This window comes from Pseudoalteromonas sp. S16_S37 (assembly GCF_014694405.1).
Classification (GTDB): Bacteria; Pseudomonadota; Gammaproteobacteria; order Enterobacterales; family Alteromonadaceae; genus Pseudoalteromonas.
Map to the genome: position 1 here is coordinate 1 of NZ_JAAUWV010000076.1, position 16,137 is coordinate 16,137.

The following is a 16,137-nucleotide window of genomic DNA, read 5'->3' on the forward strand; positions in this document are numbered from 1 at the left end:
TAAAAATGCCCTAAAATAACAACTCACACCCAACTAAACGATTGAATCAAAATAGGAACTCAGTTATCGTTTGTTGATTACAAAAACAGATTTGAAACGAGTTATTCTACAGGCTCGTTGGCGAAAAGAATCACTTAGTTTGCCATTAAAGTAAAAGCTAAATATTTTACTTTTATGTTTGTACCTTGTTGTTTGGGAATCGTAATTTCTTGCTGAAAAATTAGCGGTTTCAGGAACTTAATGTTAATAAAAGAGGTACTATCTGTTCATTTTTTAACATGGAAGAGTATTTGTTCTAGTGCTTTTTTGTGGAAAGTGCCAACTCTATTTAGTTGTTTTTAAAGTGGTTATCTTATTTTTATTACGTTATCATTAACAATTCTTTACAATGGCATGTAACTTGTTGTGTTAATTATTTTGTTTTTTGATACATTTCATTACGAAAATAATAACAAGCATGGATTATTCCAATGAAGAAAGTAACAACAAATAAAGCAATTTTTGCTACTACGCTGCTATCACTTGCGGTATCTGCATCATTACAGGCATCTCCTTTAAAACTAGCTACAGAGAAATCAGAATCTCCGTTACCAAAACGTTACATTGTAAAATACAAAAACAACGAAATGGCGATGATGGGTGTCGCTATGCAAGGCTCGGCTAACATGCCACAAATGGCAGCTAACCGCATGGCTACTTTAGGTGTTCAAAACGCACAGTTTAAAGCGAGCTTGAATGCAGTTGTAGCGCAGTTGAGCGAATCTCAACTGATGGCACTACGTAATGACAACCTAGTTGAATACGTAGAAGAGGATTTACCGCGTCGCTTGATGTCGCAAACTCAGCCTTATGGTATCTCAATGGTACAAGCTGATTTGGTTGACGACTCTGTAGCTTCAGCTGCAAATGGCGGTAAGAAAATTTGTGTTATCGACTCAGGTTTAGATCTTCCGCATGAAGACATGGGTGCACGTGGCGACACAATTTCTGGTACAAACGATTCTGGCACTGGTAACTGGTACGAGCATGGTGGTCCTCACGGTACACACGTTGCAGGTACTATCGCAGCACTAAATAATGGCATTGGTGTACGTGGTGTAATCGGTACAGACCCTTCAATGCATATCATCAAAGTATTTAACGCTGACGGTTGGGGATACTCGTCTGAGTTGGTTGATGCAATCAACAAGTGTAAAGCGGCTGGCTCTGATGTTGTAAACATGAGTTTAGGTGGTGAAGGTTCAAGTGTTACTGAGCGTAACGGTATCCAAGCTGCAGCAGATGCAGGTATGTTACTCATTGCGGCAGCAGGTAACGATGGTGTTCCAACTAATACAACTGATGTTGAGAGCTACCCTGCGTCATACGACTCTGTAATGTCAGTTGCTGCAATCGACAGTAATAAAGAATTAGCTGATTTCTCACAAAAGAACAGCCAAGTTGAAATTGCTGCGCCAGGTGTTGATGTTAACTCAGCATACCCTGAAGGTTTAGGTACTATTGTTTCTCTATCTGTTGCTGGTCAGTCTTATGACGCAAACGGTATGGAAAACCAAGGTAATGCCAATGCACCTTTATACAACTTTGCAACAGGCGAGTCAGTTGACTCAGGCGCAAGTGGCAAAGTGTGTTTGATACAACGTGGTAACATCTCTTTCCATGATAAAGTTAAAAACTGTGAAGACAGCGGCGGTGTTGGCGCAATCATTTATAACAATGCGGCTGGTTCATTCGGTGGTACTTTAGGTGATACGAACGCAACTTCTATCCCAGCGGTAACAGTTAGCGATACAGCTGGTGCGGAAATGTTAAACAACATTGGCATGACTGCTTCAGTGAATTTAGACCCTAGCAACTACGGTTTAATGAGCGGTACTTCAATGGCATCGCCACACGTAGCAGGTGTTGCTGCATTAGTATGGAGCCATCACCCAAGTTGTACAGCTTCGCAAATCCGTGCAGTGCTAACAGCGACAGCACAAGATTTGGGAGCGACTGGTCGTGATGTTAAGTTTGGTTATGGTCTAGTACAAACTAAAGATGCAATCGACTTCATTACAGAGAAAGGCTGTGACGGAACGGGTGGCCCTGTTCAACCTCCAGTAGGTAATGAATTAGAAAACGGTGTTGCTAAAACAAACCTTTCTGGTGCAAAAGCTGAAGAATTACTATTCACTTTTGAAGTTCCAGCTGGCGCAACCGATGTTAAAGTTAACATGAGTGGTGGTACAGGAGATGCTGACTTATATGTTCAGTTTGGTTCTAAGCCAAGCGATTCTAACTTCGAATGTCGTCCGTACGCAGGTGGTAATAACGAAAGCTGTGATCTAACCAAATCTGGTGGCACTTACCACGTAATGGTTAAAGGCTACAGCGCATTCTCTGGTGTATCTCTTGTAGCTAGCTACACTGACGGTGGCACTACAAACCCAGGCGCTGAACCAGTTGATCTAACAGAAACAGGTATCAGCGTAGCTCGTCGTGGTTGGACTCGTTTTACATTAGACCTAGTTGATGGCTACTCAGACCTTAACGTAACAACGTCTGGCGGTACTGGTGATGCTGACTTATTTGTAACTCGTGGCGCACAATCTACAACGACTAGTTACGATTGTAAGTCTGAAAGTGCGAGTAACAATGAGTCTTGTGCAATCCAAAACCCACAGGCTGGTAGATGGTACATCGATATTTACGGTTACAGAGCGTCTAGTGGTATTACATTGAATGTAACTGCAACACCAAAATAAATTATTAATTAACCTTAAACCAAAGGCCGTCTTGTATGGCCTTTTTTATTGCAAAGATATGAGTAAAAGAAGCTAGTTTAATGTACGAGATCCAACCTGATAATTGTCTCATATGTCGTAAAAGTGTATGAAAGTATTATATATAGGAACAAACTGTTCTATAAATAGTCAATTTGTTTGTCGGAGAACTGTTGAAGATATGTATTTTTGATGTTAATAATGTGTTTCCATTCAACTGTAATAGGAACACAACATGTATAGGTTTAATAAACTCGCGATTGCGCCATTGGCAATCTTCACTTGCTTAACTCAAGCGGCCATTCCCTACAAAAATCATCAGTACGAGTATACGCAACCAAATGGAGAAGTTGTCACCATCAGCTTAGAAGGTAACGATTACTTTGCTTTACAACGCACTCAAGACGGTCGTTTAGTGATCTTTGATGAAAATAAAAATGGTCTCACTTATGCTGAAGTGTCAAGTGACGGTCAAGATTTAGTATCTACCGGTGTTCTGGTAAGTAATCAAGCTGCACAAGGCAATACAATAAAACAAGCAAGATTTACGCTGAGTCAAAGTGCAATACAAAAGAAGGTAGAGCAAGCCCAGCAAAGTATGTTTGGTGGTTTAACCCATAAAGCCAGCGGTATGCTAGACACCATGAGCGAAATAGACACTCAAAGCACGGGGCAAATTAAAGGGTTAACAATCATTATAGATTTTCCTGATTTTCCAGGAACTATTAGCAAATCACAAGTTGAGTCATTTTTAAATGATTTAAATTACACTGAGTTTGGTAATGCGCAATCGGTCAGGGGTTATTTTAGCAGCGTTTCAGGTGGCAAGCTTGACTATACCAATACGGTAACGGCTTATTATACTGCCAAAAATAACAAATCCTACTACACAGATGATAGATATAGCTCAACCGTGCGCTCTCAAGAGCTAATCAAAGAAGCTCTAAACTGGTTGGAATACACCCAAGGTTTTGATTTTTCGACATTGTCGGTCAACAGTAGTCGCCAGATCAAAGGGCTTAATATTTTCTATGCGGGTAATTCTGATAGTAGTTGGTCAAAAGGCCTATGGCCGCATATGGCATCGCTTAGTCCTCGATTTTGCGCTGATGGCGTCTGTACAAATCGTTATCAAATTACCGATATGCGCGATAGCTTAGCAATTGGTACCTTTGTACACGAGTCTGGTCATTTGGTAACAAACTGGCCAGATTTATACGATTACGATGGCAGCTCTGAAGGCTCTGTCGCAAGTTTTGGTGTGATGGGTTACGGGGCGATAGGTGAAACTAATCGTTTCAAGCCAACACCACCTGTCGCGCATTTTAGAAATTTGGCAGGGTGGGATACGGTTACAGAACTCAATCCTGCGATCAATAGCAATGCACCTAGCGGCACCTTGACGCACACCTCTGGCTCTAACACCTCTTACAAATGGACTAACCCAAGTAACCGCAATGAAGCGTTTTATATTGAAGCGATTCATCGCTCGGGTCAAAACTCTGAACAGCTTGACCAAGGTTTAGCCATTTGGCATGTAGACAGTGCTGGCAATAACTCAAACGAGTGGCATCCATACATTCAAATGGAACATGCAGATGGTAACAGAGACCCAGAATACAAAACCAACAGAGGTGATGCGACGGACTTATACGATGTTGCTGGTGAATTTTCAGCCTCGCTGCCTAATGCGTTAAGTTCAAAAGGAACAAACTCATTATGGTGGAATGGCAGCAATTCGGGCTTAGCAATTAGCGAAATTAGCGATGCGTCACAAACCATGTCTTTTAAAGTCGGGGGAGACGTAACGCCACCTAAAAAAGATATTTATACTGGCTATTTGGCAGATAAGCAGCAGGCGATTGTTCCAAATGGTACCTGGTTTCAATATGCAGGTGGTACGCTTGATATGACCTTAGAGGGCCCAAGTAACGCTGACTTTGATTTAAAACTTGAAGTTTGGCAAAGCGGGCGTTGGGTTCAAGCTGCAATTTCAGAAACACCTACTTCAAATGAGGCGATTACTTATCAAGCCAGTAGTGGGTATTACCGTATAACAGTGTACTCATATTCAGGTTCAGGGGACTACAGTTTAGCACTTAGTAAGTAAGCAAATAAAATTGGGTGGCAATGGCAGTTAATATGACTAGGTCTATGAGGTTGATTAAACTAGGATATGGCCGTCATTGTTTACCCATTTATCTTGCAATCAAATATCTCATCGTTATTAGCACGTAGTAATCGACAATCAGTTATTATAATCCACTTAATTACAAATAGTTAACTTACAAGTGTGTATGACATTGACTAACGGATGTAGTCAAATAAGTATGTTTTATAAGATGGTACAACCGAGTGGATTCGAACCACCGACCCCTACCATGTCAAGGTAGTGCTCTAACCAACTGAGCTACGGTTGTATTATGATTTTGAATAAAATAGATTTGGTACGACCGAGTGGACTCGAACCACCGACCCCCACCATGTCAAGGTGGTGCTCTAACCAACTGAGCTACGGTCGTACTGTATTGCAAAGCAACGGCGGCTAATATATAGCGACTTGTACGTTGGATCAAGCCAGTTTGCTAAATTTTTGTTTGTTTGCAGTTTTTTTGCACATTAAGGCTGGATTTTGCACGTTTTATAAAACTTTTGCCACCATGTGACATGCGTCACCGCGCTTGTTTTGAGTTGTTGGTAGTATGACTCGTTGGCCTCGACGTTAAACAGCTCACTTAATTGTGGTTCAGAGCGCCATAAAATATAAAGTAAAGGAGAGACTTCTTGCAGCATATTAGTGAGCTTAGATTGGTAACCCTGTAATTGCGACAGATAAAACTTGTTAAATATATTACTGACAATCTGAGCTTTTTTCTTATTTTTATTGTGCTGACAAAGTGTATTTGAAGGCTCTATGGTATTTAGCCACTGAGTGGTTAGATTGTTAAGTAGAATTTGTTTTCTTGCTGAGGTAATGAGGCGGGACACTGCGTCGTTTTGATTAAGCTTAGCTAATGCATTGGTAACGAGTTGAGGGTAACCCAACTGACTATAATCAGGTTCGTTTATTGCTATTTTTATGTACAGATTTGCTAGAGTCGTTAATGCTTCTAGCGCTTCACTCAGCGGCTCTTGATGATCTTGCAACGCAACTTCTTGGCTAGTCAAACGTAGCATTTTAGACAGTTCACGTTCATTAAACACCATCTGCTCAAAATAATGTGAGAGCTGGCTTTTCTTTTCCTCAAGCGCATTTGCCAGCTTTTCTTTTACTATTTCATCCCTTGTGTCAGGGTGATTCAAACAGGTTTGCGCGTGAACAATAAAATTCATCGCATATTTTAATTGTTCGCTAGGTACACGCACCTTACCAAGTTGATTGTTATTGGCTGCGATGATGTTCATAAGCGAGCAGTGATCTAAGCTAGTTAATTCCAAAATTGATAGTGTGATTTGAGACTTGGGCTTTGCGACATGCTTAAATGTAAGTGGAGCAAGCGTACTTCGTGTAATGCTGTTTTGCTGCATCACTTTTTCTAGACGTTGTTGATAGTCTTGATACACATCGCTTGGAGCAGGCGCACAGCCTGCTAGTACAAAGACGCAACTAATGATGAGACAAAATAGATGCAAGTCGAGCCCTCACACTTAAAAGTAACAATACGGCAGCTGCACTTAAGCCAACTATAATACCTATCCAAAACCCTTTGGGACCCATAGCGGGGGTTAATAGGTCTGTTTTGGCTAAAATATAGCCTAGTGAAAAGCCAACAACCCAATATGAGACAAACGTAATATAGGTAATTGGCTTGGTATATTTTAATCCCCTGAGTACACCGTTTGCCGCTACTTGCAGTGCATCGGGAAGCTGATAAACGCATGCTAGTACTATGATGCTTGATGCCAGTAGGGCAACCTGCTCGTTATTAGTATATAACCAAACGATACTATTTCGACCGATAAAGGTAAGTAACGCAACAAACAAAGCGATAAATGCGGCTAAACAAAAACTGGTAAATATCGCTGTTTTTAGCTGCTCATAAGCTTTTTGACCAGACAAATTACCAATGCGAATGGCGATGGCCATAGAAAGGCTCAAAGGCATCATAAACAACACAGTTGTTACACTTGCCGCTATTTGGTGTCCTGATACAGCAACTGCGCCTAAATCGGCAATAAATAGTGGAATACAGGCAAATAAGGTCACTTCAAATAGTGTCGCTAAGCAAATCGGTAGCCCTAATTTGGCAATATACCAGATTGCGGATAAACTTGGTTTGGCAAACGATGATAGCAAAGACAAAGCTCGCATGGTTTCGCTACGTTTGCAGTATAGCCACTGGGCTATCGCCATGGCCCAAAACACCAATGCAGTTGCCAACCCACAGCCTGCACTGCCATAAGCTGGCATGCCTAATTTTCCATAGATAAATATGTAGTTAGCTACAACGTTTACGGCAAGACCAACGAGGCTTATATAAAAAGCGGGTTTAGTTAAGCCGACTCCCTCTGTTACGTTTCGGTATATCGAAAACAGCAAAAAGCCAAGTACACCCCATTTTACAAAATCAATATACAGTTGCGATAAATCAGTGATATGGGTACTGGTACCTAGTCTTGAAAAGACCAAGGGCGTGAACTGAGCTAGAACCAGACTCAGAACAGTTAAAATCAGAGCTAAATATACACCTTGTTGAAAGTGTGACTTGATACTGGTTAAATCTTTTGCACCGTGACAATGTGCAACAATGCCAGTTATAGCGAGCAAAATGCCTTGCAAAGAAAATATAAGCGGATTCCAAATACCGATTGCAATAGAAAGTGCAGCAAGATCGTTGGCACTGACTTGACCGGCCATCATAGTGTCTACGACTGACATTAAAACTAAAGTGATTTGTGCAAAAAAAACGGGGGTAGCAAGTTGCAAAAGGCGTTTGCCTTCCCAGTGACTAAACTTCATATGATTGCCAGCTAAAAATCTAATTGTAACCTCTAGTTGCGTATCTTTGCGAGTAAAGGCGGTGAATGTAGAAAAATTATCTGCGTGTTCCCACTCTGTCAGCTTCAGACGGTGCTATTTATGCTGTATCATGTGCAAAATTTTTGTTCGGCAAGGGTAAGTATGTTTACTGGTATTGTGCAAACGCAAGCAACAGTAATAAGTGCAAACCATAGAGATGGTGTATTAAGGTTAGGTATATCAGTTGGAACAGAGTACTTAAACCATCTGGATATTGGCGCCAGTATTGCGATAAATGGATGTTGTTTAACGGTCGTTGAATATGAGTTAAACCGACATGATGTTGTAGGCCAAGTCTATTTTGACGTAATTGATGAAACATTAAGGCTGACAAATTTAAGTGAGTTGTCCAGAGGGGCGCAAGTTAATTATGAGCGTTCGGTTACCTTTGGCACTGAATTAGGTGGGCATATCGTATCAGGCCATATCCACTGTACTGCTCAAGCACAACATGTTGTTTATGAAGAGGACAACTGCAAAATATATCTCACGTTACCGTCACAGTGGTTAAAATTTATTTTATACAAAGGATTTATCTGTGTGAACGGAGCGAGTCTAACGGTTGGAGAAATTGACGAACATGGTTTTTGGTTGCACTTAATACCCGAAACTTTAAACATTACAAATATTGGCCGTTTACGCGAGAGAGACCTCGTTAATATAGAAGTTGACCAACAAACTTACACCATCGTTAATACCGTTGAAAATTATCTGCGTAAACAAAGCAGGTTAAATGACTAAAACTGATAAAAAAGCTTTGCCTAACGATACGGCAAAGCTTGTGAGTTAAAAAATTTGTTCATCGTCACTATCAATGTGTAATTCAAGTTTATTATTAGAGTGATCTATGTGCATGTTGCAGTGAATTGGGTTACAACATGCTGCACAATCCTCATAAAAGTCTTGATCGCCTTCGCTTGCATCAAGGCTTATGTAAACGTGATGACCACAGTGTGGACACGTTATTCTTTGATCATACAGCGCTTTCATTTAGCTCTCCAAAAGGCGATTGCCTGTAGCCATTGCACTCACCTAATTATAGCAGTAAATACAATTGTGAAAGCTTTATTACAGCTATTTCAAAATCTCGTTCACTCTTTTTTGTGCTTGATTGAGATAATCTCCTGCATATAAATTTGCATGCAAAAGTAGGGGATATAACTGATACACAGATTTGCGAATTTCATAGCCTGGTTGGAGTGCAAATTGGGCGTTGTAAGTGTCGTAAAACTCTTTTGGTAGGGGAGCGAAAAGCTCACTCATGGCAATATCAACTTCTCTATCTCCGTAGTAGCAAGCTGGGTTGTCTAAACATGGCTTGCCATCACTGAAAAAGATATTACCTTTCCAAAAGTGGCCATGTAAAAGCGATGGTTTAGTGTGATGTGCGAGTAGTGATTTAATGGTTATCACAAAATCATCGATATTAACTAATTCAACCCCTTTTTCTTTTAGAAGTTGAAGCTGCCAGCCAATTCGTTCTTCTGCAAAGAACGTTTCCCACTTGCGATGCCATTGATTGGGCTGAATGAGTTGATGCACATAACTATCTTCCTCCAAGCCAAACATTTGTTGCTCAAAGCGATTGTGCATCTTTGCTAATTGCAGTGCGCATTCAGACCAATTTTCTTGAGCTTGGGAGCGGGGCAACATTTCTATTACAATAAAACTGAACTCAAGCGTAGTACCTATGGTTATGGTATCGGCAACTAAAAAGTCACTGTCTCTTATCAGTAAGTCTCGAGCTTTTGATTCGGCTTCAAAGCGCTCAAGTGCACTCAGTAAGTCCACTTTGACCAAGTAGTGGTGTTCACCATTAGAGATGTGAAAGCGCATCTCATTATCACAACTTCTAAGCTGCTCTTTATGCGTTACCACAAAGGGCTGATGTAGCACTTCAGATATTTGCTGATTAACGACATTCCACATTAGAGTCACCTTAAACAAATAGATCGCTTGAGGTTTAAATATAGCGGATCTATGGCTTTGGGGGAGGACAAAGGCAGTTTTTTACTTTAAACCCGAAGTTATTAGCTTTTTATCGGCGCTATATTTTGTCGAAAATAGTGTATAAAATGCATCGGTTTGTAAATCAGGAGGTTGTAGTGAATAAAAGCTATGTTACTAATACATTGGCGCTATTGGCTGTTCTTATTGGCTACTTTGCGCAATTGCCGGTGGTCTTTTCTATCGGAATTTTCGCCTTATCTGGTGCAATGACAAATTTATTAGCGATTCATATGCTGTTTGAGAAAGTGCCATTTTTATATGGTTCTGGTGTTATAAAACTCAAATTTAAGCAGTTTAAAGAATCAATAAGTGTATTAATTTTGGAAGAGTTTTTTAGTCAAGAAAAAGTCTCAACATTGCTTGAAAAACAGCAAAACTCAATGGACCTCACACCGGTAATAAAAAAAGTAGATTTGAGCCCTGCGTTTGACAAATTGCTACAAGTGATTGAAGCATCACAATTTGGCCCAATGCTTACCATGTTTGGCGGAAACGAAGCGTTGTTACCGATGAAAGACGCTTTCGTTGAAAAGATGCAAGATGCGCTGATAGACATCACAGAAGAAGATAAGTTTAAACAGCTCATGAGCGATGAATTAAGCAGTGGCCATAGTGCCGAAATGGTATTTACAACGATTGAAAATGCTGTAGAACAGCGACTTGAAGAACTGACCCCGGACATGGTTAAAGAAATCGTACAAAACATGATCCGTGCACACCTAGGGTGGTTAGTTGTTTGGGGAGGCGTTTTTGGTGGATTATTTGGCTTAGCAGCGCACTTGCTGGGCTAAAACAATATAGTGCGCAAAAAAACTTATTTCGCACTATATTGAATATTGTTTTCTCATAACTTAAGAGCCTGATACAACAATTGTTTTACTTACTTCGTTGCGGGCACTTAAGTCTTTAATATGCGTTTTTGTGTTGAAGTCTAAATTTAATGAATGCGCTGAGTTTTTGAAACCATACTTCGCTATAAACTTGTCAGTTGCCATATTGTTGCAAGCCAATACATTTTTCACTACACGCAAGGTAACACGGCGTTCTTGCATTGTTTTACGTAAGTTAAAAGAATTGTCTCTTGCGATAGCCATGCATAACTCAGTTTCGATTGTATCGTCTGCTGCAATAAATTGTTCGGCATTAGCTGTACCAGCTATTAAGCCAGCTAGAAGCGTTGCTGATGCACAAAAAGTAGTTAGCTTTTTCATGATGTTTCTCCACGGGTTTAGTTTAGGTTCGAGTTAATTATGACTGACTCAAAAAAAGATGCTGTAAAGCAACGATGTGATAATGTAAGTAAGTATTAGGATGTAACAGGTAATATTTAACACATTGATTAGCTTAATAAATATGTGTGTATTCAGACACAAATCTGTATATTTATTTTTTGGGAATTTTTGCTTTTACATTTTCGTTTCATGAGTGTAAATGCTGGTTTTCAAGTAAATGGTTTTTAGTTACCAAATAATGAGAATGTAATGAAAACTTACAAAGCGGCGCTAAGAAAGTATTACAAGCAAGGTATAGCTAAACATGTTGAACACGCCAAGCTATGCTTTTATTGCGGTTGTGAAGCAACTGATATGGACTTTTGCCCACCACTTGAGCATGCAGAGCTGATACTCGAGTTTGACGAACAAGCGGATTTTATAACGGTTCCATCGTGTTATGAATGCTTTGCGTTGTTACATAATGAACGGGTCCTCAACTTAGATGCGCGAGTGAAAAAGCTCAAGGCTAAACTTGCTGACAAATATGCAAAGGCGCTCAAGGTGTATTATATGTGGCATGAATCTGAGCTTGATGAAATGAGCCCAGAGTTTGCACATAGTATCAGTGCAGGCATGGCACTAGGACAAGAGGCGGCAACGCGTCTAGCGTTTGTGCCGTTTGCACTAGAAAGTGACGAGGCCGAGTTTAATAAGCCAAGCGCAAAGCAGCGATTTGTAGTTGCAGGGCACGAATTTTCAAGTTTTGATCAGGCAATGGCCCATTGTTTCGAAAATTTTGGTGTTAATAAAAGCAAGTTTTATGACTTATTGGTTAAAGAATGCGATGGAGATTTTGATAAAGCGTTGAGCCAATATAACCATCGATTTAGCAAACCTCAAACACTCGATATTGCCAAAACTAAAATTCAGAATTTCGCCAAACAGCACAAGCAAAATTCAGATTTCGTTGCCAGAGCAACTGAGCAACTAATGAAAAAAGATGCAAAGTTAGACATAGACGCAGCGCTTGCTAAGCTGTATCAAGATTATATTGCACGTTAAGTTTGAGTACAGAGTTGTAAAATAAGAAACTCATCGTGAATAAATGCATTTTGAGGTATTTATTTCGCATTTTTACTTGAGTTTCGTTACAGTTACTAAGAAATAAAAACAAATAGAGATAAAACAATGCAAAAATTTGCTCCTTCCATTTTGGTGCTAGCATTGAGTGCAGCACTCGCGGGTTGCCAAGATAGTGGCCCGCACAAAGAAAAAGTGACTATAGAAAAAAATCCTTATCCTAGTACCTATCAACCACTACCTTCAAGCACAACGCTTATTACCAATGCGACAGTATTAACCGGTACTGGTGAGCGTTTAGATAATGCAGATGTGTATTTGGTAGATGGCAAAATCAGCCAAGTTGGTATTGATCTTAAAGTAGATGCACAAACCACTGTTGATGCAAAGGGTAAGTGGGTAACACCAGGGATCATTGATGTGCATTCACATTTAGGCGCATATCCTAACCCATCTGTAGAATCACATGCAGATGGCAATGAAATGATAAACCCTAATACATCGCAAGTTTGGGTTGAACACTCTGTATGGCCACAGGACCCTGGCTTTAACCGTGCACGTGAGGGCGGTATTACTACCTTACAGATTTTACCGGGATCGGCAAACTTATTTGGCGGTCGAAGCGTCACTTTGAAAAATGTGCCAGCGCACACAATGCAAGCAATGAAGTTTCCTGAGGCGCCTTATGGTTTAAAGATGGCTTGTGGTGAAAACCCTAAACGTGTATACGGCAGTAAAGGCGTAGCGCCATTCACTCGCATGGGCAACATGGCAGGTTATCGTGAAGCTTGGATTGAAGCGACAGAGTACAAACGTGCTTGGGAGCGCTATGAGCAAGAGTATGCAGCGGGTATGAACCCAGACGCACCAAAACGTGATATTAAGCTAGATACTCTTCGCGGTGTTCTTGATGGTGAAATATTAATTCATAACCACTGTTATAAAGCCGAAGAAATGGCCATGATGATTGACTTAGGTAAAGAGTTTAATTACCACTCAGGTACATTCCATCACGGTATTGAAGCATACAAAGTAGCTGATTTATTAGCTGAAAACGGTAACTGTGCGGCACTTTGGCCAGATTGGTGGGGCTTTAAAATGGAAGCCTACGACATGGTTCATGAAAATGTGGCCATTGTTGATGCCGTTAAAAACTCATGTGCAGTCATTCACTCTGACTCAGACACTACAATTCAGCGCCTTAACCAAGAAGCAGGTAAGGTGATGTACAATGCAAACCAAAACGGCTTTGATATTTCTGAAGAGCATGCAATCCAGTGGATTACTTACAATGCAGCTAAGTCTTTAGGTATTGCAGACAAAACAGGGTCAATTGAAGCGGGTAAACAAGCAGACGTAGTGATTTGGAACCAAAGTCCATTTAGCGTGTACGCAAAAGCCGAGCATGTATATATCGACGGAGCAAAAGTATATGACCGTAACGATGAAAAATATCAAGCAGTTAGCGATTTCATGCTAGGTCAAAAATAAGGAGCGCACACAATGACTAAATTTAAGTTATCAATGATCACTGGCGCGCTGCTAACAAGTTCAGCGGCCTTTGCACAAATTACGGCAATTACAGGCGCAACAGTTCATACTGCGACAGAGCAGGGAACGTTAAATAATGCGACGGTTGTAATTGAAGATGGGAAAATCAAAGCCATAAACCCACAGAGCATTGAAGCGGATGTCACTGTTAGTGGTGAAGGAATGGTTTTAACCCCAGGATTTATTGGTTCAATGAATCAGCTCGGTCTTGTTGAAGTAGGTGCAGTGGCGCGTTCGCGTGATGCATCAGACGAAAAAGCAGGACTAGATTTTGATCCAAGTTATGCATTTAATCCTCGTTCTTCATTGATTGCCTACGCTCGCAAAGGCGGGATCACACAAAATGTTGTTTCACCTGTTAATTATGAAGGTGCTTATTCTGGCCTTGCATTTACAGCAGACCTAAGTGGCGACTTCGATAGCGTTACTGATAGACATACAGCGCTAGTAATTGACTTAGGTGCGAAAAGCAAAGGTTCACGTGCGCTTTCTTTTCAACAGCTAGTTGAAAAACTGGAAGGTCAGCAAGCTAAGCTTAAAAAGCAAAAAGACAAAAAAGACGACAAAGAAGAAGACAAGCCTTCGGGAGAAGAGCGCGTTTTAACTCAATTGCTTGAAGCGAAAATGCCGTTAGTAGTCGAGGTGAGCAGAGGGGCCGATATCGCACAGGTGATCAAACTAAAGGAGCAGTTCTCGTTAGATGTGATCATTCGCGGTGGTTCGGATGCAGTGTTACTCGCCAACGAATTGGCCAAAGCTGAAATTCCAGTGATCATTAATGGTGTATCTAACTTACCAACTGATTTTGACGCAATGCATGCTAGCTTGGAAAATGCAGGTAAGTTAGAAAAGGCGGGTGTTAAGGTGTTGCTATCAGTGTTTGGTGATGGCAGTCATAATGTTTATCAGCTTCGCTATGATGCCGGTATTGCTGTATCGAATGGCATGAGTTTTGATAGTGCGATAAAGGCCGTTACTAGCAATGTTGCTGAAGCGTTTGAAATTGATGGTGGTAAAATTGCAGTTGGTCAACGCGCTGATTTAGTACTTTGGAGCGCTGATCCATTTGAATTAAGCACTCACGTAGAAAAGGTGTGGATCAACGGTGAAGAGGTAAGTACTGAGTCTCGTCACGACAAGCTTCGTGAACGTTATACAACAGACTCTCAGCTTCCTAGAGCCTACACAAAATAACGTGTAAAACCTTACTTAAAAAAGCCCAATGACTGTTGGGCTTTTTTGTATCGTTAATATACTAATATTCACTTCTATAATTAAGGCAATTTTATGAGATAAGTCTTGAAATCCGACTATTTAAATAGTCATTTACTGGAATTACTTGATGGGTTATTTTAAAACAGACGTTTTATATAGCCAAATAGATGTAATAATATGGAATACAGAATAAGAAAAGCAACCCTAAGTGATATTACACATATAGAAATGTTAATAGGTGAATCTGCAAGAGAACTCTCATCTGAGTACTATTCTAAAGAGCAAGTTGAGGGGGCACTTCAAGCTGCTTTGGGCGTAGATTCTCAACTTATTAGAGATCAGAGTTATTTTGTAATTGAAGATGATGATCTTTTAATTGCTTGTGGAGGATGGAGTTTTCGTAGGACATTATTTGGAAGTGATCGTCAGAGTAATCGGTCACCTAAAGAGCTTAACCCCGATATTGATGCAGCTAAAATTCGTGCTTTTTTTGTGAAACCCAGTTATGCACGTCAAGGGCTTGGTTCAGTACTCATGCGAGAATGTGAAAAAGAGGCGCGAGCTAGAGGTTTTAAAGCTTTAGAATTGATGGCTACGCTACCTGGGATCAAGCTATATAAACGTCATGGCTTTATCGGCGAAAAGACAATCGAATATCCTGTTACAGAAACATTATCAATCACTTTCGTGCCAATGAAACGCGATTTATAAGTTGGTAAGAAAACGGCTCAATAGATTATTGTAAATTAACGTCAGTAAGCGCAATTGTACTTAAAAACTCGAATTGGGTTGCTTTAAAAACGCCAATTCTTCAGCACTTGATTCTCGGCCTAAAATAGTATTGCGATGCGGATATCGGCCAAACTGATCAATAATAGCTTTGTGCTTGAGCTCAAAACTTAGATTACTTTCATTGCCTAAAGTCTTATATAACTCAACGGCTTGAGTATGAATGGCTTTTGATTCACTATGCATGTAGGGAAGATACATAAAACTTCTTCGATTGCTGGGAAGCATGGTGTCTTGACCTTGGGCAATAGCAAACTGGGCCAATGTTAAGGCGAGTGAGTCATTCTCAAATGCTTTTGGTGTGTCTCGATAAATATTTCTAGAAAACTGGTCGAGAATAATGATTTCCGCCAAACTGCCTTGAGGGGTTGTACGCCTAAGGTATCCCCAAAACTAGTGTTTATATATCAATAAGATGGAGATTTTAGAAATTTTGGAAAATGTGGGGAACATTCATGATGTTTAGTGATCTTATGAATCGCTAAATAAAAAA

At 40.4% G+C, this 16,137-nt stretch carries 13 protein-coding genes, 2 tRNA genes and 1 pseudogene; 8 read left to right on the top strand and 8 right to left on the bottom strand.

Annotated elements, in window-relative coordinates; all coding sequences use genetic code 11:
• Nucleotides 1–470: 470 nt before the first annotated feature.
• Nucleotides 471–2,747 carry a S8 family serine peptidase gene (locus HC733_RS20205; protein ID WP_190366795.1) on the top strand — a complete coding sequence of 759 codons (2,277 nt, stop codon included), beginning with the start codon at nt 471–473 and terminating at the stop codon, nt 2,745–2,747.
• 253 nt (nt 2,748–3,000) lie between these two features.
• Nucleotides 3,001–4,875, top strand: coding sequence for a M6 family metalloprotease domain-containing protein (locus HC733_RS20210; RefSeq protein WP_190366796.1), 1,875 nt, complete (start codon nt 3,001–3,003; stop codon nt 4,873–4,875).
• Between the two features lie 233 nt (nt 4,876–5,108).
• Here HC733_RS20210 and HC733_RS20215 read toward each other — a convergent pair.
• The 4 genes from HC733_RS20215 to HC733_RS20230 form a co-directional block, all read right to left on the bottom strand.
• A tRNA-Val gene (locus HC733_RS20215) sits at nt 5,109–5,185 on the bottom strand.
• A 25-nt stretch (nt 5,186–5,210) separates the two neighbouring features.
• Nucleotides 5,211–5,287, bottom strand: a tRNA-Val gene (locus HC733_RS20220).
• A 97-nt stretch (nt 5,288–5,384) separates the two neighbouring features.
• Entirely contained in the window at nt 5,385–6,398 is a 1,014-nt protein-coding gene (locus HC733_RS20225) for a DUF3080 family protein (RefSeq protein ID WP_190366797.1), read from the bottom strand.
• A complete protein-coding gene (locus HC733_RS20230) occupies nt 6,373–7,725 on the bottom strand; it encodes an MATE family efflux transporter (protein ID WP_190366798.1) in 1,353 nt (450 codons plus the stop codon). The genes HC733_RS20225 and HC733_RS20230 overlap by 26 nt, the downstream gene beginning before the upstream one ends.
• Nucleotides 7,726–7,887: 162 nt before the next feature.
• Here HC733_RS20230 and HC733_RS20235 point away from each other — a divergent pair, with 162 nt between their 5' ends.
• Nucleotides 7,888–8,526, top strand: a complete 639-nt coding sequence (locus HC733_RS20235) for a riboflavin synthase subunit alpha (protein ID WP_190366799.1) — start codon at nt 7,888–7,890, stop codon at nt 8,524–8,526.
• Nucleotides 8,527–8,571: 45 nt separating this feature from the next.
• Here HC733_RS20235 and HC733_RS20240 read toward each other — a convergent pair whose 3' ends face one another.
• Both HC733_RS20240 and HC733_RS20245 read right to left on the bottom strand, forming a co-directional pair.
• Nucleotides 8,572–8,775 carry a CPXCG motif-containing cysteine-rich protein gene (locus tag HC733_RS20240; protein ID WP_190366800.1) on the bottom strand — a complete coding sequence of 68 codons (204 nt, stop codon included), beginning with the start codon at nt 8,773–8,775 and terminating at the stop codon, nt 8,572–8,574.
• An 84-nt stretch (nt 8,776–8,859) separates the two neighbouring features.
• Nucleotides 8,860–9,714: a fructosamine kinase family protein gene (locus HC733_RS20245; protein WP_190366801.1), complete on the bottom strand. Its 855-nt coding sequence runs from the start codon at nt 9,712–9,714 to the stop codon at nt 8,860–8,862.
• A 176-nt stretch (nt 9,715–9,890) separates the two neighbouring features.
• Here HC733_RS20245 and HC733_RS20250 point away from each other — a divergent pair, with 176 nt between their 5' ends.
• Nucleotides 9,891–10,586, top strand: coding sequence for a DUF445 domain-containing protein (locus tag HC733_RS20250; RefSeq protein ID WP_190366802.1), 696 nt, complete (start codon nt 9,891–9,893; stop codon nt 10,584–10,586).
• A gap of 60 nt (nt 10,587–10,646) precedes the next feature.
• Here HC733_RS20250 and HC733_RS20255 read toward each other — a convergent pair whose 3' ends face one another.
• On the bottom strand, nt 10,647–11,006 hold the full coding sequence (locus tag HC733_RS20255) for a DUF3718 domain-containing protein (protein ID WP_190366803.1): 360 nt from the start codon (nt 11,004–11,006) through the stop codon (nt 10,647–10,649).
• Between the two features lie 270 nt (nt 11,007–11,276).
• On the opposite strand from HC733_RS20255, the gene HC733_RS20260 reads away from it, so the two are divergent.
• From HC733_RS20260 to HC733_RS20275, 4 genes are all read left to right on the top strand, one after another.
• Nucleotides 11,277–12,071, top strand: coding sequence for a hypothetical protein (locus HC733_RS20260; RefSeq protein ID WP_190366804.1), 795 nt, complete (start codon nt 11,277–11,279; stop codon nt 12,069–12,071).
• A gap of 126 nt (nt 12,072–12,197) precedes the next feature.
• The gene (locus tag HC733_RS20265) at nt 12,198–13,580 is read left to right on the top strand and encodes an amidohydrolase (RefSeq protein WP_190366805.1); all 1,383 of its coding nucleotides are present in this window, start codon (nt 12,198–12,200) and stop codon (nt 13,578–13,580) included.
• A 12-nt stretch (nt 13,581–13,592) separates the two neighbouring features.
• Nucleotides 13,593–14,834 carry an amidohydrolase family protein gene (locus HC733_RS20270; protein ID WP_190366806.1) on the top strand — a complete coding sequence of 414 codons (1,242 nt, stop codon included), beginning with the start codon at nt 13,593–13,595 and terminating at the stop codon, nt 14,832–14,834.
• A 198-nt stretch (nt 14,835–15,032) separates the two neighbouring features.
• Nucleotides 15,033–15,566, top strand: coding sequence for a GNAT family N-acetyltransferase (locus HC733_RS20275; protein ID WP_190366807.1), 534 nt, complete (start codon nt 15,033–15,035; stop codon nt 15,564–15,566).
• Between the two features lie 60 nt (nt 15,567–15,626).
• Here HC733_RS20275 and HC733_RS20280 read toward each other — a convergent pair.
• A pseudogene (locus tag HC733_RS20280) lies at nt 15,627–16,019 on the bottom strand (DUF924 family protein); the annotation flags it as partial.
• Between the last annotated feature and the right edge of the window lie 118 nt (nt 16,020–16,137).

What these genes read in the sequence shown, in the direction of transcription:
- HC733_RS20205 (WP_190366795.1), top strand. Translation starts at nt 471, where the DNA reads ATGAAGAAAGTAACAACAAATAAAGCAATTTTTGCTACTACGCTGCTA.
- HC733_RS20210 (WP_190366796.1), top strand. Translation starts at nt 3,001, where the DNA reads ATGTATAGGTTTAATAAACTCGCGATTGCGCCATTGGCAATCTTCACT.
- HC733_RS20230 (WP_190366798.1), bottom strand. Translation starts at nt 7,725, where the DNA reads ATGAAGTTTAGTCACTGGGAAGGCAAACGCCTTTTGCAACTTGCTACC.
- HC733_RS20235 (WP_190366799.1), top strand. Translation starts at nt 7,888, where the DNA reads ATGTTTACTGGTATTGTGCAAACGCAAGCAACAGTAATAAGTGCAAAC.
- HC733_RS20240 (WP_190366800.1), bottom strand. Translation starts at nt 8,775, where the DNA reads ATGAAAGCGCTGTATGATCAAAGAATAACGTGTCCACACTGTGGTCAT.
- HC733_RS20245 (WP_190366801.1), bottom strand. Translation starts at nt 9,714, where the DNA reads ATGTGGAATGTCGTTAATCAGCAAATATCTGAAGTGCTACATCAGCCC.
- HC733_RS20255 (WP_190366803.1), bottom strand. Translation starts at nt 11,006, where the DNA reads ATGAAAAAGCTAACTACTTTTTGTGCATCAGCAACGCTTCTAGCTGGC.
- HC733_RS20260 (WP_190366804.1), top strand. Translation starts at nt 11,277, where the DNA reads ATGAAAACTTACAAAGCGGCGCTAAGAAAGTATTACAAGCAAGGTATA.
- HC733_RS20265 (WP_190366805.1), top strand. Translation starts at nt 12,198, where the DNA reads ATGCAAAAATTTGCTCCTTCCATTTTGGTGCTAGCATTGAGTGCAGCA.
- HC733_RS20270 (WP_190366806.1), top strand. Translation starts at nt 13,593, where the DNA reads ATGACTAAATTTAAGTTATCAATGATCACTGGCGCGCTGCTAACAAGT.
- HC733_RS20275 (WP_190366807.1), top strand. Translation starts at nt 15,033, where the DNA reads ATGGAATACAGAATAAGAAAAGCAACCCTAAGTGATATTACACATATA.